We start from the raw sequence: 21,282 nt of genomic DNA, 5'->3' as shown, positions 1-21,282 counted from the left end.
CAGTGCGAGCTTTTCATTATTCATTCCAGAAGGTTCTGGATCTGAGGACGAATGAGAAGAAACAAGCGGAATGGATGCTGTCAGAGGCTGTTGGACATCTGCATGCGGAAGAGAACAGCCTGCAAGAATGTCTTCGGGAATTCGAGACAGCAAGGCAGCAGCTGCAGAGTAGTGTGGACAGCTGTGCGCCAGCAGCTGAAGTTCAAGCTTGGCAGCAGTACATCTCCCATGTGGAACAGCAAATCCAACATGCGAGGACACGGGTACGGTCAGCAGAAATCCATGTTCAGGACAAGCAGGGTGAGCTTGCAGAACGAATGACGGATGAAAAGGTATGGACCAAAGCCCGTGAAAAAGCAGAAGAGGAGTTCAAGCGGCAGATGGCATTGTGGGAGCAAAGTGAGATGGACGAGCTCGCAACGGTCCGCTATCACATGGCCGCCCGCTAACATGGATACCGGTTCGAACCCGCCGCACAAGCAGGAGGGATAGCAGTGTCAGAGATGACGACAGAAGAAAAAGAAAGCAATTATTCAGGTTTTGAGCGTTTTTTGTTCTTTGTGACACCAATCATTTTTGCGATTATTTTAATCGGTGTGTTGTTGACACTCTTTAATGCGAATTGGCGCAGCCAGCTCGTGTCGATTGCCAGTGAGATTCCTATCGTGAACAAGTGGGTGACTCCAGAGGAAGCTCCGAAGGATAAAGCGAAGGAAGAAAAGAAGGCACAGAAGGAAGAAACCAAGGCGCAATCTGAACAAATTACAGAATTAAAGGCGCTGCTTGCTTCTAAAGATCAGGATTTGCGAGTCTTGGCCGACAAACGGAAAAGTCTTGAGGGGGAAGTTTCTGAGTTGAAGCACCAGCTTCAAAGTCTGAAAAGCAATCATCAGGAGCAGCAAGCGAATCAAGAGCAATATGATCGTCAAATTAAGGATTTGGCGAACGTGTATGCCAAGATGATGCCGAGTAAAGCAGCTCCGATCTTAGAGAATATGGCAACGGAAGAGATTGTGCTCGTACTGAATGCAATGAAACAAGACAACCGGGTCAAAGTTCTCGAGAAGATGAATCCCAAGGTGGCAGCTGAAGCATCCATGATGTTGAAAGATATTAAGCCGTCCGACAATTTGGAAATTCGCGCGCTGCAAGCGAGACTCAAGAAAAACGAGAACAGCAAAGAGGCGCAAACAGGGCTGGATCGTTCGCAGCTCAGTAAAACGTTCTCGAGCATGACACCGAAGAGCGGAGCAAGCTTCCTGCTTGAAACCGCGAAAATAAATCCGGACAAAGCACTGACAGTACTGAGTTCGGTTGACGATGCGACACGCTCGAAATTGATTAATGCCATGACAGACATAGACAAGACGAAGACAGCTAAGTTAGTTGCCAAATTATTGCCGAACCAATAACCGTATGTAACGGAAGGAGGTGAAAACATGTCAGGAACGATTACGAACGTATCTTCTGGTAATGCGGCATCGTTTTTCGGTGGAGTTCAATCGAAAGGCGATACAGGAGCTTCTGGTTTCTGGGCTACACTTGCTCAGTGCATGAGCGGTGCTGGAGCAGAAGGAGACGCATTGATGTCCTCATCACTCGGTTCAATGATGTCTGCAAATGAAATATTGGCATCACTGGGTTCGGAAGGAGAGGAATCATTGACTGAGGCGATTGGGCAATGGTTCGATGACCCGCTAAAGCAGCTGGATGAGCAGCTTGCAGCAGATCCGGACCCTGCTCTTATGGCTGCGCTGCAGCAATGGCTAATGCAAGCTCATCAGTGGCTGCAAGAACAGCAGCCAGGGCAGCAAGGCGATTCCGTACAATTTCAAAATCTGATTGCACAGCCTGAGACAATCACCATTGCAGTGCGCGATATTATGGCTCAGTTAGCGTCATACTTGGATGCGCCAAAAGGCACGGGGGAATCGGATAACTTCGCACATATGCTGCGTGCTGCCCTTCAATCGAAGGGGGATGGGCTTGAGACTGATGCAGATGGGTCTCAAGAACTAATGCGTCTTCTTAACGGCAGTGGATCGAATCAGGCGGCATTGACAAGTGGTAATGATCAAGAAGCGGGACAAGTGCTTGGTGCTATGAAGAAGCTTACTGAATTAAACACACTGCTTCGTCCGGCAGCTACTTCCGCTGCGGCAGGAGCGGTTGTAGAATCGACTACGATTGATAGCACAGAAGCTCAGCCAACGCAGCAGGTCATGCTGGCAGGTCAATGGGCGATGAGACAGGAAGGATTGAATACAACGAAATCTACACCTGTTGTTCATGCGGATCGATTTGCGAATGAAATGTCCGGCTTCATCGTGAAGCAGCTTCGCTTTAGCAAGCTGGGTCCAGTATCAGAAGCGAAAATATCGTTGTACCCTGAGCATTTGGGGCAGGTCGATATTCGCTTGACAATACATAACGGACAATTGACAGCTCGCTTTATGACGGAGCATGGAATAGCGAAAGAGATGCTGGAACAGCAGATGTCAATGCTTAGAGGAGCATTACAGACGCAGGGCATTCAAGTCGAGAAGATTGAAGTTGCCCAGCAGCCATCTTCGTCAATGGCTTCATCGATGTTCCAGGAACAGCGGCAATCCAATGCCAATCGTCAACAATCATCGGAGCGTCAATCGAAGCAGCGTTCAGCAGCTATTGAAGATACAGCAGCACTGAAGCAGGACGAAGAGCAGGTGAAGGAAGCACTGCGTGCTCATGGTCAATCCACCTTCTCAGCATCTGTATAATTGATGCGCATTTGGTAGCAGCAAGCAAGGAGAAGGGAGGGGCGGAAGTGCCAGGAGAAGTTAATAATGTAAAGAGCAATAACTTCCAAAAGGTCGTGACTTTCCCGAACTATCACAAGGACAATATGGCGTTGGCCGGTCGTGTGGAAGAGAAGAAGCTCGGGAAGGATGAATTTCTTAAAATTCTGATCACGCAATTGCAAAATCAGGATCCAATGCAGCCAATGCAAGATCGTGATTTTATCGCACAAATGGCGCAATTTAGCTCTGTCGAACAATTAATGAACATTTCGACGCAGATGAACACGATGCAGCAGACACTCGGAATGTCCTCCAATATGATCGGCAAGGAGATTACATGGATTGCGCAGAAAGATGCGGCAAGTACGGACGGTCAGGAAAGCACAACCCAAATCAAGACGGGCATCGTGGATTCCATTCTAGTTCGTGACAATCAGATGTACGCCAAAGTAGGCAAGGACGAAGTCGAAATGAAGTACATTTCTGAAATTCGCATGCCTTCAAGCGGACAAATGGATGGGAATGCGACAAGCAAGCCGGAACAAGTCGTGGGCGGCAATTCATGAATATCCAAGGCTCACTAGGGCATTTGCCGCCAATTCGTCCTGTGCAGACAAGTTCTTTATCGAGGGCGACATCAAGCGGAAAGACAAGCGCTGCCCTCCAGTTTCAGCAGCTGCTGAATCAAGAGCTGCATAAGCAGGAAGACGTACGGTTCAGTCACCATGCGCAACTTCGGATGAAGGAGCGCGGGATGTCCATGACACCGGATTTGATGCAAAAGATGAAGCAGGCTATTTCACAAGCGGAATCCAAAGGAGCTAAGCAATCACTGGTTGTTGTTAACAAGCAGGCGTTCATTGTGAATGTTCACTCTCGAACGGTAATCACGGCTCTCGATGAAGCTTCTCAGCAGGATCACATCTTTACGCAAATAGACAGTGCCGTCCTTATGAATTAATGTTCATTGGCAGTTACATTGATGAGGTTGAGAAATGTGTAAATGGCAGGGCACGGTATGAAATGGCTGGACCGTTAAGGAGGCCATCGCTCATGGAACGACAGAAGTGAGCGGAATAACGAATAGTCGGAGGTAAAAAGAATGATTCGATCCATGTACTCTGGTGTATCCGGAATGCGCGGCTTTCAGACGAAGCTGGATGTAATCGGCAATAACATTGCGAACGTAAATACAGCAGGCTTCAAGGCTGGACGCGTAACCTTTAAGGATATTATGAGCCAAACGGTATCAGGAACGACTGCACCAGGCGATGGTGGTATGGGGGGCGTCAATGCTAAGCAGATCGGACTTGGTGCTGTTGTTGCTTCCATAGACAATGTGCATACAGGCGGCAGTGCGATGACGACGAACCGCCCGCTCGATTTGCGTATTGATGGAGATGGATTCTTTGCAGTAAAAATGGGTGATGATGGTGCGACCTTCTATACTCGCGCTGGTGATTTCCATCTCGATGCAATGCGTCAATTGGTAACTTCCGATGGTTTGCGAGTGCTGGACGCTGGCGGTGGCGGAATTCAATTGGATGAAGAGATCGTTGCCTTCACTATTGCACAAAATGGCGAAATTATCGCGAAGAGAGATGATGGTACGACTGAAGCAACAGGCATCAAAATTGGTGTTGCGAAGATCCCGAATCCAGAAGGCTTGGAGAAGGTGGGAGGCAACTTGTACCGATTGACTCCGAATGCGATTGAGGGCGGCGCTCTTGATGAATTGTCGGAAGCAAACAGTCCAGAAGCTGGTACAGGCGCGATCATTTCCGGACAGCTGGAAATGTCGAACGTTGATTTGACTTCTGAATTTACCGAAATGATCGTTGCGCAACGCGGCTTCCAAGCGAACTCTCGCATCATCACAACTTCCGATGAAGTGCTGCAAGAGGTTGTTAACTTGAAGCGATAAGCGGTAGGTAATCCTGCTTCCTTAATCCCGCAGGCTGTGGGGGCATAATCCCCAGTCTGCGGGATGACGGACGGCGCTCGAAAGGAGGAATAGAATGATATCTGTTACGAGATTGAATGGATCGCCTGTATGGGTGAACGCCCTTCTTATCGAGTCTGTAGAGGAGACACCCGACACGTATATTACCCTGACGACAGGCAAGAAGTTTATTGTGCTGGAGAAAGGGCAGGAAGTCATTAGTTGCATTGAACAATACATACGTTCTGTAGGCATTATTGCCGGAACGAAGAAGACAGAATTATCGGAGGGACAACCATGAAACGAATGCTGCCGTGGATGATTACGGTGCTGCTAGCGCTCACGTTAATTGCACTGGTAGTTATTATGATGTCGAACTCAACACCAGGGAAACAAGCTAACCCGACTGGGAACATTGCTGTGCCTAGACTGTCTGCCGATGAAATTGTAGAAATGACGTCCAGTATGAATGAAATCAAGACGAACCTGGCAGATCACGACTATATCGTACTGACAGGATTCGCATTTCAATTGGACAGCAAGAAGACCAAGGAGCAGTTTGACAAGATCAAAGACATGCGTATTAAACCATTGATCTTACGCACGCTCGCAGACATGAAGCCGGAGGAACTGCAAGGCATGAAGGGACAAGATCAGTTATGTTCCAAGCTGCTCGAATTGATTAACAAGCAGTTGCCAGAGGGCAAGGTCATTCAAATCGACTTGACCGATTTCATTATGCAACGCCTCTAACAAGGGCGGTTACATCTGTTGTAGTTGATTCCTGTAAGGGGGTGAAACGATTGGTTGACGTGCTGTCACAGAACGAGATTGACGCCTTGCTGGCGGCGTTGTCCTCAGGTGAGATGGATGCAGAAGAGCTGAAGAAAGAGGAGACGCAGCGTAAAATCCGCTCCTATGATTTTAAGCGGGCTGTTCGATTTTCTAAGGATCATATCCGCAGCTTAACACGCATCCATGAGAATTTTGCCAGATATTTAACGACATATTTTTCTGCGCAACTCAGGACATTTGTACAAATCAATGTCGTACAGGTAGAACAGCTGCCGTATGACGAATTTATTCGGTCTATTCCGAAGATGACGATTCTGAATATTTTCGAGGCTGAGCCGTTCAAGGGGCGAATGGTACTCGAAGTAAATCCTAACGTAGCCTTTGCGATGCTGGATCGCATGTTGGGCGGTACGGGTATGGCTCCATCGAAAATCAATGCGTTAACAGAGATTGAGACGACGGTTATGGAGCGAATATTCAGCCGTGCGTTCGACAGTTTGCAAGAAGCTTGGAAAAATGTCCTTGATATTGAACCAAGACTTGAAGCATTGGAGACGAATCCACAGTTCATGCAGATCGTATCGCCGAATGAAACGATAGCGCTCATCTCCTTGAGCACGAAAATCGGGGATACGACGGGGATGATCAACTTGTGTATCCCGCATGTCGTCATTGAGCCGATCATGCCGAAGCTCTCTGTGCACCATTGGTTCGTATCAGAGAAGAAGACAAGAGAGCCGATTGAAGTTGAAAAATTACGCCAGCGCGTAACAAAGGCGAAGCTGCCGATATCGGTGGAGCTGGGGACATCCAATATTACGGTGCATGAGCTAATGCAGCTCGCGGTTGGCGATGTGATCGCGTTGAATAAGCCGGTTGACAGTGGATTGTCAATTCGGGTCGGCGAACGCGAGAAATATATAGGAACACCTGGTGTGTATAAGGATCGAGTCTCAGTACAAATCGATCACGTTGTAGATGAAGGAGTGGAAGAGCATGACGAGTAAGGACTACTTGTCACAGGAGGAAATTGACGCGTTGTTGAAGAGATCATCAGATGAACCGTCTGCCGAAGAAGCCGGTACTCCTTCCATTGAAAAGTTTTTGGACCCGATTCAAATTGATGCATTGGGCGAAATTGGCAACATCACATTCGGCAGTGCAGCAACAGCATTGTCCACGCTGCTTGGCAAGAAAGTAGAGATTACAACGCCTCGCATTTCGCTGCTTCAGCGTGAGAACTTGGAGAATGAGTTTCCAAAGCCGCACGTGGCCGTACACGTTCGCTATGTAGAGGGCTTTGAGGGTGTAAACTCACTCGTTATCAAAACATCGGATGCCCAGGTAATTGCAGACTTGATGCTTGGCGGAGATGGCACGAACACGAGTCATGATTTGACTGAAATTCATATTAGTGCCGTTCAAGAAGCTATGAACCAAATGATGGGATCTTCAGCGACTTCGATGTCTACCATCTTCAATCGCTTAGTGAATATCTCTCCTCCTGGAATTGGCATCTTGGATATGTCTAATGGAACAGGCGTAGATACATTGCCTGAAGATAATGTACTCGTTAAGGTATCGTTCCGATTGACGATTAGTGATCTGATCGATTCAACGATCATGCAAATATTAACAGTTCCGTTTGCGCGGAATATGGTCTCACTGCTGCTTGGCTCAGCTTCAGATGAACCTGCGGCTGCTGCAGAAACTCCGGTTGCAGAAATGCAGCCTGAAGCCAAATCAGCTTATGAACCATCTATGACAGCACCAGTTCAACCGGCAATGGAATCCCATATGCCGCCGATGCAGGGCTATCATGATCCAATGGGAGGAGGGCATGCTATGCAGCAACCTTATACAAATGCTCCAATGCATACACCTGGTATGGATATGCGTGGAGATCACGCTGCAGCATTTGGGACTGCACCGAATCGGAATGTGAACGTGCAGCCTGTGCAATTCGCAAGTTTCCAATCGGCTCCATACCAACAAACGGATGAATCTAATCTAAATTTATTGTTGGACATCCCACTCAAAGTCACAGTAGAATTAGGTAGGACACACAAACAGATCAAGGACATCTTGGAGCTTTCCCAGGGCTCCATTATCGAGCTGGACAAGCTGGCAGGCGAGCCTGTCGATATTCTTGTCAATAACAAGCTTATCGCGAAGGGCGAGGTTGTTGTAATCGACGAGAACTTCGGCGTGCGTGTCACAGATATTATCAATCAGTGGGATCGAATTCAAAAACTACAATAAGATTTGGGGAGGATTCTCAACGATGGCAAACCGTATTTTGATCGTAGATGACGCAGCGTTTATGCGAATGATGATTCGCGACATTTTAACTAAAAATGGTTATGATGTTGTCGCGGAAGCATCGGACGGTGCACAGGCGATCGAAAAGTACAAAGAACATAAACCAGACCTGATTACAATGGATATTACAATGCCGGAAATGGATGGAATTACAGCGCTTAAAGAAATTCGCAAATCCGATCCGAATGCCAAAGTCATTATGTGTTCCGCGATGGGACAGCAGGCAATGGTTATTGATGCGATTCAAGCAGGAGCGAAGGACTTCATCGTGAAGCCGTTCCAAGCGGATCGCGTAATCGAAGCAATCAAGAAGACATTAGGTTAATTGTATGAAAACTGACAGCGGTCAACTGATGCAATCATCTGGTGTCGATGGATATTTATCGAGCTTATTGACCGTGTTGTTGTCACTTGCCGTCATCATCGTACTTATCGTGCTGTTCATCAAGCTGTTAAGCCGCAAAAACCGAATGTGGCAAATGAACCAAAGTATCCGAACGTTGGGCGGCACCGGCCTCGGACCAAACAAGTCGATGCAAATCGTAGAAGTTGGCGATGTCGTCTATGTATTGGGCATTGGGGAAGATATTACGCTTATCGATAAAATATCCGATCCGGCCCAAGCGGCACGCTTTACCGCGGCGCTTGAACGCGAGCAGCCGACAGCGGCATGGCCAACATCCTGGTCGGAGTGGAAACAACGTCTGCGAGTTGGACGCAATGGACGAACTATTGACAGTAACACGAAGCCAGAAGAGACGGAGTCTGTCTCATTCCATGAAATGTTTCATGAGAAGCTTGAGCGCATGCCGAAGCGCAGCGAGCAAGTGGAGCAGTTATTGAAGGAAGATAATAAAGAAGATCGGTAGATGGATTCATGAACAAAAAATTGTTACTATCTGTAACCGTCGCACTGTTTGTATCCAGCATGTCAGCTCATTGGGCTATGGCATCTCCCATTATTCCGGACATCGACATTAAGGTCGGGGGCGGAGGACAACCGGGAGCATCATCAATTTCGATATTGCTGCTTATTACGATATTGAGCATAGCTCCAGCAATTCTGGTGCTGATGACCTCCTTCACACGAATTGTGGTTGTCCTTGGGTTCGTGCGGACGTCCCTAGGGACGCAGCAGATGCCGCCCAATCAGGTGTTGATTGGTCTGGCGCTCTTTCTAACTTTGTTTGTGATGTCCCCGACAATTGGCGAAGTGAATCAATCAGCCCTACAGCCGTATTTAAAGGGTGAGTTGAACCAGACCCAAGCGCTCGAGAAGGCATCTGTTCCGATGAAGAAGTTTATGTTCTCACATACACGTGAGAAAGATTTGCTCTTATTTATGAAATACACCAAAACGGATAAACCGAAAACATACGAAGATATTCCGTTAACCGTACTCGTGCCTGCTTTCGCGATCAGTGAGTTGAAGACGGCGTTCCAAATGGGATTTATGATCTTTATTCCATTCTTGGTCATTGATATGGTTGTGGCCAGTACGCTTATGGCCATGGGGATGATGATGCTGCCTCCGGTTATGATATCGCTGCCGTTCAAGATTTTATTATTCGTGCTCGTAGATGGCTGGTATCTTGTAGTGAAATCGCTGCTCATGAGCTTCAATACATGACGCGAGTCAGACATGGCGAACGGGAGGAATGAACATGAGTGCAGAATTTATTATGGGTCTGGCAGGACAGGCTGTGTTCACTGTTCTTAAAGTGAGCGCACCGATGTTGGTAGTTGCCTTGGTCGTCGGATTGTTAATAAGCGTTTTTCAAGCGACGACACAAATTCAGGAGCAGACGCTTGCGTTCGTACCGAAAATTGTGGCAGTTATGATCGTTGTACTGTTGTTCGGACCCTGGATTTTAACGACACTCGTGGATTTTACGCACAATATTTTAAATAATTTGCATCATTATATCGGTTAGGCAGTGAAGCCATGGAAATGCTCGTACAAGCTTTCCCTGTTTTTTTGCTCTCGATGTGTCGAATCACGGCGTTCTTTGTCGCTGTTCCTGTCTTTTCTTCCCGAGGCGTGCCGATTAAGTTCAAGATCGGACTTGCATTCTTTGTTAGCTTAATCGCTTATTTATTGTTTGGGCTTGGTAAGAGTGTACCGACAGATGGAACTTATATCATTTATATTGTCCGGGAAATAATGATAGGCCTGCTCATCGGATATTTAGCACAGCTGTTCTTCTCTATCGTGCAGACAGCAGGTTCGTTCATCGATATGCAGATTGGGTTCGGCATGGCCAATGTCATTGACCCGTTGACCGGGGCAAGTTCGCCTGTGATGGGCAACTTTAAATACATATTTGTTGTTCTATTGTTTCTTGGAATGAATGGCCACCATTACTTTATCGACGGAATTATGCAAAGTTTTAAGTGGCTGCCGCTAGATGAAAATGCTTTTTTTGCTCAAATCGCAAATGGGAATATTACAGATTTCATTGTTAAGTCATTCACTGAAGCATTCACCATTGCTTTCCAAGTGTCTGCACCGCTTATCGTCGCTCTATTTTTAACGGACGTAGCACTTGGATTTCTAGCGCGAACGGCGCCGCAATTCAATATTTTCGTCGTTGGGATTCCGCTTAAGCTAATTGTTGGTCTTCTTATGCTGCTGCTAGTCGTACCAGGTCTTGTTTACGTACTGCAGCAATTGTTCTCTACGCTGTTCGAAGCGCTCGATCAGCTGCTACGCATGATGCAGGGGGCGAGATGATGAAGCAGCTTCACGATGTACACAGAGATGAGTCGAATCGCCACGCATATGTACTGCGTTATCCTCTTGATTTGCAGCTGTTCTCGCAAGAGAAGACAGAGAAAGCAACGCCGAAAAAGAGGCAAGAAACCCGCAAGAAAGGGCAAGTTGCCAAAAGTATGGATCTCTCAGGAGCGTTCATTCTCTTGGCTGGGTTCTCTTGCTTGTTCGTGCTCGGCGGTTTTATGAAGGATCGGATCGTCGAGCTGTTCCAAGATGTGCTGCAGAATCGGCTTACTATGGATGTGACGGCGAACAATGTGCTGGACTACTTCAGTTCCATATTTCTTAAACTGATGGTTATACTGGCACCGTTGTTTATTTCAGCAATCGTTATTGCGCTCGTCGTCAACTACATGCAGGTGGGCTTCTTATTTACTGGTGAGCCGCTGAAGATGAAGCTGGAGAAGATTGATCCGGTAAAAGGTTTCAAAAATATTTTTTCCATGCGTTCTGTAGTTGAATTTCTGAAATCCATTATGAAGCTCACGACGATCGGTGTAATCGTCTACACCTCATTGTGGGGGGAGCGAGATACGATCGTCATGCTGTCCCATGTTCCTTTGAATGACATCATGTCATTTACAGGGCATTTGACACTTATGCTTGGCATGAAGATTGGAGTGGCGTTATGTGTGCTTGCCGCTCTGGATTACATGTATCAACGATATGAATACGAGAAAAGCTTACGGATGTCAAAACAGGACATTAAGGACGAATTCAAGAAGACCGAAGGTGACCCTCTCATTAAGGGTAAAATTCGTGAACGACAGCGACGTATGGCACTCATGCGTATGATGCAGGAGGTTCCGAAAGCAGACGTCGTCATTACAAACCCGACGCACTTCGCAATTGCACTGAAATATGATGGTGGTGCGATGGAAGCACCGGAGATTGTAGCCAAGGGACAGGATTACGTCGCGCTCCGTATTAAACAGATTGCCAAGGAACACGGCGTCATAACGATGGAAAACAAGCCGCTCGCCCGTGCTTTGTATCAGAGGGCCGATATTGGCGATACCGTTCCGGCCGATTTGTTCCAAGCCGTGGCTGAGGTACTGGCATACGTATACAAAGTAAAAGGCAAAGGCAATTGATTAATCTTGATCAAGGATGGAGGGTGCATTCCGTGAAAACGAGAGATTTATTCGTCTTGGTCGGTATTATCGGTATCGTACTCATGATGGTTTTACCTATACCGACCTGGTTGCTTGACATTTTACTCGTAATCAATATATCGATCGCGCTCATGATTTTGCTCATTGCCATGAATACGAGGGAAGCGTTGAACTTCTCGATTTTCCCGGCTATGCTGCTCATTACGACATTGTTCCGACTCGCATTGAACATATCCACTACGAAGCAAATCCTTACGAATGGCGAAGCTGGTGACGTTGTTGCCACATTCGGTGAGTGGATAACCCAGGGAAATATTGCGGTTGGTCTTGTCGTCTTCCTCATTCTTGTCATCGTACAGTTTATTGTTATTACGAAAGGCTCTGAGCGGGTCGCTGAAGTATCAGCACGCTTTACGCTCGATGCGATGCCGGGTAAGCAAATGGCAATTGACGCAGACTTGAATGCAGGACTTATCAACGAACAGCAGGCCCGTGATCGCCGCGATAAGATTAGCCGAGAAGCGGATTTCTATGGCGCCATGGACGGTGCCAGTAAATTCGTAAAAGGGGATGCGATTGCAAGTATCATCATCCTGCTTATTAACTTGATCGGCGGCTTCATTATCGGAATGGCGATGCATGGAAAATCATTTGGCGATGCAGCATCTACTTATTCGATATTGTCGATCGGTGATGGACTTGTCAGCCAGATTCCAGCGCTTCTTATTTCGACCGCAGCAGGTCTTATCGTAACAAGGGCGGCATCTGATGGAAACTTGGCAGAAGATTTGCGAGCGCAGATGTTTGCTTATCCGAAGCTGCTCTATATCGTATCAGGCACGATCGCGTTACTTGGATTACTTACGCCAATTGGAATTGGATCTACGATTCCATTTGCTGTCATTCTTGGGATTGCCGGATATCGGATGCAGAAGAACATCGATGAGCGGCAAATCGAAGAAGAGCAGCTTGAGGAAGAACTGCAGATTGAAGAAGTGCGCAGTCCAGAGAGTGTAATCAATTTGCTGCAGGTTGATCCGATTGAATTTGAGTTCGGTTATGGACTCATTCCGCTTGCGGATACACAGCAAGGCGGGGATTTGCTTGACCGTATTATTATGATTCGACGCCAATGCGCGTTAGAGCTCGGCTTGGTCGTTCCTGTCATCCGCATTCGAGACAATATCCAATTGAAGCCGAATGAATATGTCATCAAGATTAAGGGCAATGCGGTAGCCCGAGGGGAGCTTCTGCTCAATCATTATCTGGCGATGAATCCCGGTTATGATGATGAATCGGTATCAGGAATTGAAACGGTAGAGCCGGCATTCGGACTACCAGCATTATGGGTGGATGATGCGATGAAGGAGCGTGCCGAATTGGCAGGATACACGGTAGTAGATCCGCCTTCTGTTGTGGCTACGCATCTGACTGAAATCGTTAAAAAGCATGCACACGAGCTTATTGGACGTCAGGAGACGAAATCGCTTGTTGAAACGGTTAAGGAACAATATTCTGCTCTTGTGGATGAACTGATTCCAAATGTATTGACGATCGGGGATGTTCAGAAAGTTCTGGCGAAGCTTCTGCGAGAGAAGATCTCGATTCGCGATCTGGTAACCATATTCGAAACACTGGCAGATTACGGTACATATACGAAGGATCCGGATGTATTAACTGAATATGTGCGTCAAGCGCTTGCTCGCCAGATTACACAGCAATATTCAACTCCAGGCGAGACGCTGCGTGTGATCACAATTGGACCTAGCTTGGAAAAGAAAATTTCGGACAATGTGCAGCAGAACGAGCATGGTTCTTACCTTGTTCTAGATCCGAATACGACACAGCAGGTATATCAGCGCATGAGTGAACAGATTCAGAAGCTGTTACAGACCGGACATTCGCCGATCATGCTGGCATCTCCGAACATTCGCATGTACTTGCGGCAGCTTATGGAGCGTGCGATGCAGGATGTTCCGGTTCTGTCCTACAATGAGCTTGAACCAAATGTTGAAATTCAAAGCGTCGGAGTGGTGAATGTATGAGGGTGAAAAAATACCTCGTCGAAACGATGCCGGAGGCCATGAGTCAAATCAGGCAAGAACTTGGAAAAGATGCGGTCATTGTCAGTACCAAAGAAGTTAAGACAGGCGGTATTCTTGGCATGTTCCGTAAGCGAGCTATTGAAGTAGTGGCGGCGGTCGACGAACAAGCTAAGCCTACAGCCAAGTCTTCCACAGAACCCAGTACTCCTCCTGTCAATGGGACGATGCAATCGTATGTTCCTTCATCGGTTGCTCGCTCCATGTATGGGGGAGGCGGCAGCAATGGTCAGTCTGCAAAAAATGTGGAACGTGGAACCGCCCAACCGCAGGCAGATGCAGCTGGTCGCATGCCGCAGTCAATGAGCTCTAATAGGGCGGTTCAGCCTCCAAATTCCATGCAGACGATGTCGGCTGATTTAGAAGAAGAGAGTACTGCTGTGCCTTGGACGCAGCTTCCATTTGCACGGTCTGAACGGGCCGTTATGCCGATGACATCGATTGAACAAGATCCGACTGACCCGCATTTACAGAAAGAATTGGCTGAAATGAAACGGATGATGCGTAAAGTAATGGAGCGCGTCAACTATGATTCATGGTCAGAGAGCGCACAGGAGGTAGAGCGTCATCTCAGGCTTCAAGGACTGTCGCAAGAGGCTGCATATGGATACGTGCAGCAGGCTTGGGAGCAATGCAAGTTGAACCGTGAGGAAGAGCCTGATTCTGATGTGCTGAGGGGCTATGTGAAAGATATCGTAGAAGAGAAGCTTCAGTCGCATGTTGTCCATGGATTGACACCTGCTACCCGCATTTTGTATGTCGTTGGGCCGACTGGTGTAGGTAAGACGACGACGATTGCGAAGCTGGCTGCAGATCAAATGTTCCATCATCAACGCAAGGTAGGTCTAATTGCTTCTGACACCTATCGAATTGCAGCTGTTGAACAACTCAGAACATATGCATCGATATTGAACGTTCCGATGGAGGTTGTGACCTCGCCCAATGACACGGAACGGGCATTGCGGGCGCTTCAAGGCTGTGATCTGATCATTATGGATACAGCAGGGCGCAATTTCCGCAACGATATGTATGTGAATGAGTTGAATACGATGCTTAAGCCGTTCCCAGACAGTGAGACATTCCTCGTTTTGAGCTTAACTTCCAAGACGGAAGATATGATCGCTATACTGGAGCGTTTCTCAAGACAGCGCATCGATCGGATCATATTCACGAAGGCGGATGAGACAGATACATTCGGTGCGGTGCTTGAACTTGCAGATCGAACGACGATTCCGTTCAGTTACATAACTACAGGACAGAATGTCCCGGACGATATCGAGCCGTTCCAGGTGGATGAAGCGGTAAGACGAATAGTAGGTGCATGACGAAATGAGCTACGATCAAGCAGAAGGACTAAGACAGTTGGTAGAATCCCGTCATGAAAGAGTTGGTTCCACGGTGTCATCTCGGATGGCGCAGGGAAGCTCTGAAGTTCGAGCTGCACGTATTATTGCCGTTACGAGCGGTAAGGGCGGCGTTGGAAAATCCAATTTTACGTTGAACTTCGCGCTCTCCCTCCAAGATGCGGGGTATCGAACACTTGTATTCGATGCGGATATCGGCATGGGGAACATTGATGTTCTGCTCGGTGCGACATCAGGTGTGAGCCTCATGCACGTCTTGCGAGACGGGCACTCCCTGCAGGATATTATTCAGGTAGGTCCTCGAGGAATGCACTACATTCCAGGGGGCTCCGGGTTCCAAGAATTATTGGATATGCCTTCCGTTCATATTGAACACTTCATCCAAGAAATGGAGAAATGGTCATCACAGTATGATGTCATCTTGTTTGATACGGGAGCGGGCCTGAGTAAGGAGACGATGCAATTTCTCTCAGCAGCGGATGAGACGCTTGTTGTAACCACACCTGAGCCAACGTCCATTGCGGATGCCTATGCACTGATTAAGGTCGTTTCCGCTGCGAGACCTGATCATTCGTTCCGTCTTGTCATCAACCGAGCTTCAGATTGGAAAGAGGGAAGCCAGACGGCTGAGCGATTATCAACGGTAGCGGAACGATTCTTGAATCATCCGATTCCGACGCTGGGGATTTTATATGATGATCCCCATGTGATGCAGGCCGTAAAGAGGCAAATTCCATTCGCTATTTTGTATCCACAATGTATAGTTGCCAAGCAGCTTCGTGAACTAGCCAATGCTTACATTCACGGAATCGGGCAGACTGGACAAGCTGGAGGGGTTAAGCAATTTTTGCGGAAATGGCTGGGCAGATGGTCCTCCTAAATGTAAGGCATGAAGAAATGGAGGACGCAGCATTCACAAATGGCTGCTTAGGGAGCGTGATGAGAAATTGACAACCAAGAAAGTGCTTGTCGTGGACGACTCGGCCTTCATGCGAACGATTATATCTGATTTAATTATCCAGGATCATTCCTTTGAGATTATCGGTACTGCCTCTAATGGCGTAGATGCTGTACACAAAGTGATGGAACTGAAGCCAGATGCAGTGACGCTGGATGTTGAGATGCCGATTCAGAATGGCCTCGTAGCACTTCAGAGCATAATGACAGATTGCCCTACCCCGGTCATTATGCTGTCAAGTTTAACAGAAGAAGGGCGCTCGGAGACATTATCCGCACTTGAATATGGAGCTTTTGACTTCGTATGTAAACCAAGCCCTGCGGGTGGGACGAAAGATATACATAAGGTTGGAGAAATGCTGCGGGAGAAGCTGCATACTGCAATTGCTTCTCAAGAAAGAAAGCGTCAGCTGGAACGACTGCGGGAACAAGGGGAGCGGCTAAAGCGGGAGTACGCAGCTGCTTTGCCGACAGAAGAGCTCGTCCCAAGGCCTCCGCATCAATCCGGTTTAAAGTCTCGTACAGATGATGGGAATAAGCTGAGAGCGAAGAGCCCGATTACTTCTAGAGCGGCTGCAAAATTGGCAGCGAAGGAAATGCAGACACAACGCAGCATGGAGGATACGCCGATTATTGGCGATACGCCGATTATTGGCCGTACTCGTGCCGGGAAGCCAGTTGCTCCGAATGCGAACGAGGAATTGCATCCTAATCACGAAGAGCGCCTAGATGTCACGCATCTGAATGCCTCAGAATTCGTTGGAACAGCGAATGCAGCCAACTCAACGAGATTTGAGCAAATTGTTGCCATTGGGACATCGACGGGCGGTCCGCGTGCATTGAAAGAGCTGTTGTCAGCATTACCTAAACATATTCCCGCACCAATATTGGTGGTTCAGCATATGCCGCCTAATTTCACAAAATCATTAGCTGAACGTTTGAACAATTACAGTGATATTGAAGTAAGGGAAGCGCAGCATGGCGATGTGCTGCAGACTGGGGTAGCTTACATTGCACCAGGTGGCATGCATATGATGGCCGTGCGCAATGCAGAGGGGAATTATTCGATTGCTTTATCCAAAGGTGAGCCCCGCAACGGACATCGTCCATCAGTAGATTCCCTGTTCGAATCACTACTGCCGTTGAAGGGACTGAAACGGCATATCGTGCTGTTGACGGGAATGGGTAGTGACGGTGCGAAAATGATGAAACGGTTGGCCGACGAGGGCGTAACTTCAACCTTTGTCGAAAGTGAAGAAAGCTGCGTCGTCTTCGGCATGCCGCGCGCGGCAATCGAGTTGGGATGCGTATCGCAAGTCATTCCACTACATCAGATGGCAAAGTCCATTACACATGCAATGAAATGATCAGATACTGTTGTGCAAATCGTTAAAGGAGGTGTTCGAGCATGGATTTGAATCAATATTTGTCCATGTTTATTGACGAAGCGAACGACCATTTGCAAGCGTTGAACGAGCACATGCTAGAGTTGGAGAACCAGCCGGACGATGTTGGGATCGTGCAAGTCATTTTCAGGTCGGCCCACACCTTAAAAGGGATGTCGGCGACAATGGGGTTTGAGGATTTGGCCTCATTAACACACCAGATGGAAAATGTATTGGATCTTGTAAGAAACCAACAGCTCGCGATGGACTCCTTCATTTTTGATACGTTATTCCGAAGCTTGGATGCTTTGGAAGCTATGGTCTCCGATATTACTAACGGTGGAGAAGGCAAGGCAGATGTGACGGCAATTGTTGCAGCTCTCCAATCGATTGTCAAAGGCGATTACAAGAAGGAAGCTTCTTCCGCAGACGGAAGCTCCGCAGATGATGCTGAAGAGCAAAATGAGCGGCTTGATGAATTCCAGAGAAGTATCTTGGAACAATCGGTGGAAGCAGGCATGCATGTGTACTACATCCACATCCAATTGCGTGAAGATTGCGTACTAAAGGCAGCTAGAGCCTATATGGTATTTCAGGTGCTTGGTCAGTACGGTGAAGTAGTGAAGTCGAATCCTCCTGCACAGGACATAGAGCAGGATAAGTTCGACAATGGCTTTACCGTATTCTTTGTCAGCGGTGAAGATGCCGAGCGATTGCAGCAAGAGATTGGACAAGTCTCAGAGCTGGACAGCGTACAAGTACAGCCATTCACGCTTGAAGACATCCGCAATTGGAATAGTCAAATCGAAGAAGTACAAGCAGGCAGACAAGAAGCAGCAGCAACTGCAGCGCCAGCCAAGCCAGAAGTGAAGACAGAGCAGCCAGCGGCATCCGAAGCTTCGTCTGTGCCTGCACGCAAACCAAGCAGCACGCCAGCAACTGGAAAAGCAGTTGGAAACCGGACGATTCGCGTAGATATTGAACGGCTCGATGTACTGATGAATCTACTAAGCGAAATGCTCATTGATCGCGTACGGCTCGAGCAATTGTCAGGTGATCTCAAGCATCATGATTTGACAGATACGGTGGAGCATTTGTCACGAGTAAGCTCTGATTTGCAAAATATTGTGCTTAAGCTGCGCATGGTTCCTGTTGATACGGTATTCAGCAGATTCCCGCGGATGATGCGTGACTTAGCCAAATCACTTGATAAGAAGATAGACTTTATTATAACCGGTGCTGAGACAGAGCTTGACCGCACCGTAATTGATGAGATCGGAGATCCACTTGTTCACTTGCTGCGCAATGCAGTTGACCACGGTATTGAATCTATTGAGGATCGTATCGCAGCCGGCAAGCCAGAAACAGGGACTGTTCATTTGCGGGCTTTCCACAGCGGCAATCATGTCTTCATCGAAATTGAAGAAGATGGTCACGGAATCGACCGTGCGATGGTATTGAAGAAAGCCATCAAGAATGGCGTTGTCACTGCGGAGAGAGCAGCTCAAATGAGTGATGAGCAGGTATATATGCTGCTATTCGCATCTGGATTCAGTACGGCAGAGAAGGTCTCGGATATATCTGGCAGGGGTGTTGGACTGGATGTAGTAAGATCCAAGATTACATCTTTAGGTGGACACGTCATTGTTGAGTCTAAGCTGGGACAAGGAACGAAGTTTATCGTGCAGCTCCCGCTTACATTGTCCATATTATCGGCAATGCTCTTCCGTTTGGGAAGTGAGAAGTATGCGATTCCGCTTAGCTCTATTGTGGAGACAAGCATGGTCAAGAAAGAAAAAATACGCCGGGTTCATGGTGGTATCCGGATGGTTGATTACCGAGAGAGTGTAATCCCTCTTCTATCACTCAGCACACTTTTCGATTGCCCGAATTACTCGGATATGGAGGAAGAAGAGGTTGAGATCATCATCGTACGCAAAGGTGAACGTATAGCAGCATTGGCTATCGATGACTTTATCGGTCAAAGCGAAATTGTTTTGAAGCCATTAGGAAGCTATTTAAAAAATGCGCCAGGCTTCTCTGGGGCAACGATTCTCGGTGATGGACAAGTTGCATTGATCATTGATCCGAATGCGTTGCTGAAGTAATCCTCAATGTCTATTTATGATTGCAGAATAGTCATATTCAAATGAAGGAGGACGTGACATGGCAGAAGAGTTAAAGGTCGTTGTCTTTACGTTAGGGGAAGAAGAATACGGAATCGAAGTTGAAAAGGTAAAAACGATAGAGCGTATGCTCCCTATCACACGGGTTCCGAAAACATACGACTTCATTAAAGGTGTTATTAACTTGCGCGGGGTTGTTGTTCCGGTCATCGAGCTTCGTGGTCGATTCGGATTGCCGTCTGCGGAAGTGACGGAACAATCTCGTATTATTATCGTAGCTTATGAAGATTTGGAAGTTGGCTTTATCGTGGATAGTGCCAATGATGTTATTGATATTATGGACGAAGATATCGAACCGGCCCCAGAGGTTGTGGGCGGCATTCAAGCCAAATACTTGCGCGGCGTAGCTAAGATTGGGGATGACCGTTTACTTATTATGCTCCATTTGGCCGAAGTGCTGAATAAGAGTGAAATTATTCGATTAGAACAGCTTGAGGCATAACAGCGTGCACTTATTCGAACGACTCGGAGAGTTCAAGCTGGATGTTCTGAAGGAAGTCGGGAATATTGGTGCTGGCAACGCCGCAACGGCACTATCCCGGCTGCTCAACCGACCGATTGACATGGCTGTACCGAAGGTGCGGCTTCTGCCGTTCGAGGAAATTGCGGACGAGGTTGGTGGCGCAGAACATGTTGTGATTGCAATATATTTTCGTGTCGAAGGAGATGCGCCAAGTCATTTGTTCTTTATGTTCGATACGGATGCCGCTAAGCGTCTTTTGTCGCACTTGGAAGCATTGCCTTCAGATACGAGTCAATGTTTCAATGACATGGAATTGTCCGCCTTGTCGGAGATCGGCAACATTTTAGCAGGTTCTTATTTGTCTTCCTTGGCAGATTTCACTCATATGGCGATGTCGCCAACGGTTCCTCAGCTTGCTATCGATATGGCGGGCGCAGTGCTCAACTACGGAATACTGCAATACGGGGAAATGGGAGACAGTGCGTTGCTAATTGATACGAAGTTTTTGCAAGACTGTGATGAAGTGCAAGGAACCTTTTTCTTAATACCTGACCCGGACTCTTTTGACAAAATATTTGCTGCATTGGGAGTGCCATTCGAATGATAGAAGAGTCGACGGTTGTAAAAGTCGGAATGGCTGATTTGCAGGTATGCCGTTTCGGTTCCTTACGAACGACCGGTCTCGGATCGTGCGTTGGATTGACGTTATATGACCCGGTTGCCAAAATTGCCGGAATGGCGCATGTTATGCTGCCGTCTTCGGATATTGCTAGAGAGGGGAATCGCAACATCGCCAAGTATGCGGATACTGCCATTCCAGAATTGATACGCCGTATGACAGAAGCGGGTGCTTCTCTGTCCCGGGTTCATGCGAAGATGGCTGGAGGCGCCCAGATGTTTGCTTTTGCTTCGAATAACGATATGATGCGTATCGGACCACGGAATGTAGATTCCTGCAAATCGATGTTGGAGCAATACAGTATCCCGCTTCATGCCGAAGACACAGGCGCCAATTATGGGAGAACGATAGAACTGTTCTGTGATGACGGGAGACTTCACATTCGCAGCGTGCAGATGGGTGAAAAGGATATATAG

The 21,282-nt window shown here is 47.6% G+C and carries 24 protein-coding genes; all 24 read left to right on the top strand.

Going from position 1 to position 21,282, the window contains the following annotated elements; all coding sequences use genetic code 11:
* Positions 1–2: 2 nt before the first annotated feature.
* A complete protein-coding gene (fliJ, locus tag PBN151_RS09370; protein WP_021256553.1) occupies positions 3–449 on the top strand; it encodes a flagellar export protein FliJ in 447 nt (148 codons plus the stop codon).
* A 54-nt stretch (positions 450–503) separates the two neighbouring features.
* Positions 504–1,412, top strand: coding sequence for a MotE family protein (locus PBN151_RS09365; protein ID WP_072728979.1), 909 nt, complete (start codon positions 504–506; stop codon positions 1,410–1,412).
* A 27-nt stretch (positions 1,413–1,439) separates the two neighbouring features.
* On the top strand, positions 1,440–2,759 hold the full coding sequence (locus PBN151_RS09360; protein ID WP_072728772.1) for a flagellar hook-length control protein FliK: 1,320 nt from the start codon (positions 1,440–1,442) through the stop codon (positions 2,757–2,759).
* A 47-nt stretch (positions 2,760–2,806) separates the two neighbouring features.
* Positions 2,807–3,346 carry a flagellar hook capping FlgD N-terminal domain-containing protein gene (locus tag PBN151_RS09355; RefSeq protein WP_072728771.1) on the top strand — a complete coding sequence of 180 codons (540 nt, stop codon included), beginning with the start codon at positions 2,807–2,809 and terminating at the stop codon, positions 3,344–3,346.
* On the top strand, positions 3,343–3,741 hold the full coding sequence (locus PBN151_RS09350) for a TIGR02530 family flagellar biosynthesis protein (RefSeq protein WP_065291895.1): 399 nt from the start codon (positions 3,343–3,345) through the stop codon (positions 3,739–3,741). Before PBN151_RS09355 ends, PBN151_RS09350 begins: the two co-directional genes overlap by 4 nt.
* A 141-nt stretch (positions 3,742–3,882) precedes the next feature.
* Positions 3,883–4,704: a flagellar basal body rod protein FlgG gene (gene flgG, locus PBN151_RS09345; protein ID WP_021262460.1), complete on the top strand. Its 822-nt coding sequence runs from the start codon at positions 3,883–3,885 to the stop codon at positions 4,702–4,704.
* A gap of 94 nt (positions 4,705–4,798) precedes the next feature.
* Positions 4,799–5,023 (top strand): flagellar FlbD family protein, encoded by a 225-nt coding sequence (locus tag PBN151_RS09340; protein ID WP_021256547.1) that lies wholly within the window; start codon positions 4,799–4,801, stop codon positions 5,021–5,023.
* Positions 5,020–5,475 carry a flagellar basal body-associated FliL family protein gene (locus tag PBN151_RS09335; protein ID WP_021256546.1) on the top strand — a complete coding sequence of 152 codons (456 nt, stop codon included), beginning with the start codon at positions 5,020–5,022 and terminating at the stop codon, positions 5,473–5,475. Before PBN151_RS09340 ends, PBN151_RS09335 begins: the two co-directional genes overlap by 4 nt.
* Positions 5,476–5,525: 50 nt before the next feature.
* Positions 5,526–6,524: a flagellar motor switch protein FliM gene (gene fliM / locus PBN151_RS09330; protein WP_021256545.1), complete on the top strand. Its 999-nt coding sequence runs from the start codon at positions 5,526–5,528 to the stop codon at positions 6,522–6,524.
* Positions 6,514–7,779, top strand: coding sequence for a flagellar motor switch phosphatase FliY (gene fliY / locus PBN151_RS09325; protein WP_072728770.1), 1,266 nt, complete (start codon positions 6,514–6,516; stop codon positions 7,777–7,779). Before fliM ends, fliY begins: the two co-directional genes overlap by 11 nt.
* A 22-nt stretch (positions 7,780–7,801) precedes the next feature.
* On the top strand, positions 7,802–8,164 hold the full coding sequence (locus PBN151_RS09320) for a response regulator (protein WP_005550576.1): 363 nt from the start codon (positions 7,802–7,804) through the stop codon (positions 8,162–8,164).
* Between the two features lie 4 nt (positions 8,165–8,168).
* The gene (locus tag PBN151_RS09315) at positions 8,169–8,708 is read left to right on the top strand and encodes a flagellar biosynthetic protein FliO (RefSeq protein WP_021256543.1); all 540 of its coding nucleotides are present in this window, start codon (positions 8,169–8,171) and stop codon (positions 8,706–8,708) included.
* An 8-nt stretch (positions 8,709–8,716) separates the two neighbouring features.
* Positions 8,717–9,469 carry a flagellar type III secretion system pore protein FliP gene (gene fliP / locus PBN151_RS09310; RefSeq protein WP_021256542.1) on the top strand — a complete coding sequence of 251 codons (753 nt, stop codon included), beginning with the start codon at positions 8,717–8,719 and terminating at the stop codon, positions 9,467–9,469.
* 34 nt (positions 9,470–9,503) lie between these two features.
* Entirely contained in the window at positions 9,504–9,773 is a 270-nt protein-coding gene (fliQ, locus tag PBN151_RS09305) for a flagellar biosynthesis protein FliQ (protein ID WP_021256541.1), read from the top strand.
* Positions 9,774–9,784: 11 nt separating this feature from the next.
* Positions 9,785–10,573: a flagellar biosynthetic protein FliR gene (gene fliR / locus PBN151_RS09300; RefSeq protein ID WP_072728769.1), complete on the top strand. Its 789-nt coding sequence runs from the start codon at positions 9,785–9,787 to the stop codon at positions 10,571–10,573.
* Positions 10,573–11,709, top strand: a complete 1,137-nt coding sequence (gene flhB, locus PBN151_RS09295; protein WP_021256539.1) for a flagellar biosynthesis protein FlhB — start codon at positions 10,573–10,575, stop codon at positions 11,707–11,709. Before fliR ends, flhB begins: the two co-directional genes overlap by 1 nt.
* A gap of 32 nt (positions 11,710–11,741) precedes the next feature.
* A complete protein-coding gene (flhA, locus tag PBN151_RS09290; RefSeq protein WP_021256538.1) occupies positions 11,742–13,775 on the top strand; it encodes a flagellar biosynthesis protein FlhA in 2,034 nt (677 codons plus the stop codon).
* Positions 13,772–15,157 carry a flagellar biosynthesis GTPase FlhF gene (flhF, locus tag PBN151_RS09285; RefSeq protein ID WP_072728768.1) on the top strand — a complete coding sequence of 462 codons (1,386 nt, stop codon included), beginning with the start codon at positions 13,772–13,774 and terminating at the stop codon, positions 15,155–15,157. The genes flhA and flhF overlap by 4 nt, the downstream gene beginning before the upstream one ends.
* 4 nt (positions 15,158–15,161) lie before the next feature.
* Entirely contained in the window at positions 15,162–16,076 is a 915-nt protein-coding gene (locus tag PBN151_RS09280) for a MinD/ParA family protein (RefSeq protein WP_072728767.1), read from the top strand.
* Positions 16,077–16,143: 67 nt separating this feature from the next.
* Positions 16,144–17,520 carry a protein-glutamate methylesterase/protein-glutamine glutaminase gene (locus tag PBN151_RS09275; protein ID WP_072728766.1) on the top strand — a complete coding sequence of 459 codons (1,377 nt, stop codon included), beginning with the start codon at positions 16,144–16,146 and terminating at the stop codon, positions 17,518–17,520.
* A gap of 41 nt (positions 17,521–17,561) precedes the next feature.
* On the top strand, positions 17,562–19,646 hold the full coding sequence (locus PBN151_RS09270) for a chemotaxis protein CheA (RefSeq protein ID WP_072728765.1): 2,085 nt from the start codon (positions 17,562–17,564) through the stop codon (positions 19,644–19,646).
* A 58-nt stretch (positions 19,647–19,704) separates the two neighbouring features.
* Complete coding sequence (locus PBN151_RS09265; RefSeq protein ID WP_044356881.1) at positions 19,705–20,166, top strand: chemotaxis protein CheW; 462 nt, start codon at positions 19,705–19,707, stop codon at positions 20,164–20,166.
* Between the two features lie 4 nt (positions 20,167–20,170).
* On the top strand, positions 20,171–20,791 hold the full coding sequence (locus PBN151_RS09260; protein WP_021256533.1) for a chemotaxis protein CheC: 621 nt from the start codon (positions 20,171–20,173) through the stop codon (positions 20,789–20,791).
* On the top strand, positions 20,788–21,282 hold the full coding sequence (locus tag PBN151_RS09255; protein ID WP_021256532.1) for a chemotaxis protein CheD: 495 nt from the start codon (positions 20,788–20,790) through the stop codon (positions 21,280–21,282). Before PBN151_RS09260 ends, PBN151_RS09255 begins: the two co-directional genes overlap by 4 nt.

Source organism: Paenibacillus sp. NAIST15-1, assembly GCF_001894745.1.
GTDB lineage: Bacteria > Bacillota > Bacilli > Paenibacillales > Paenibacillaceae > Paenibacillus_B > Paenibacillus_B suaedae.
This window is presented reverse-complemented; position numbering and strand designations above follow the sequence as displayed.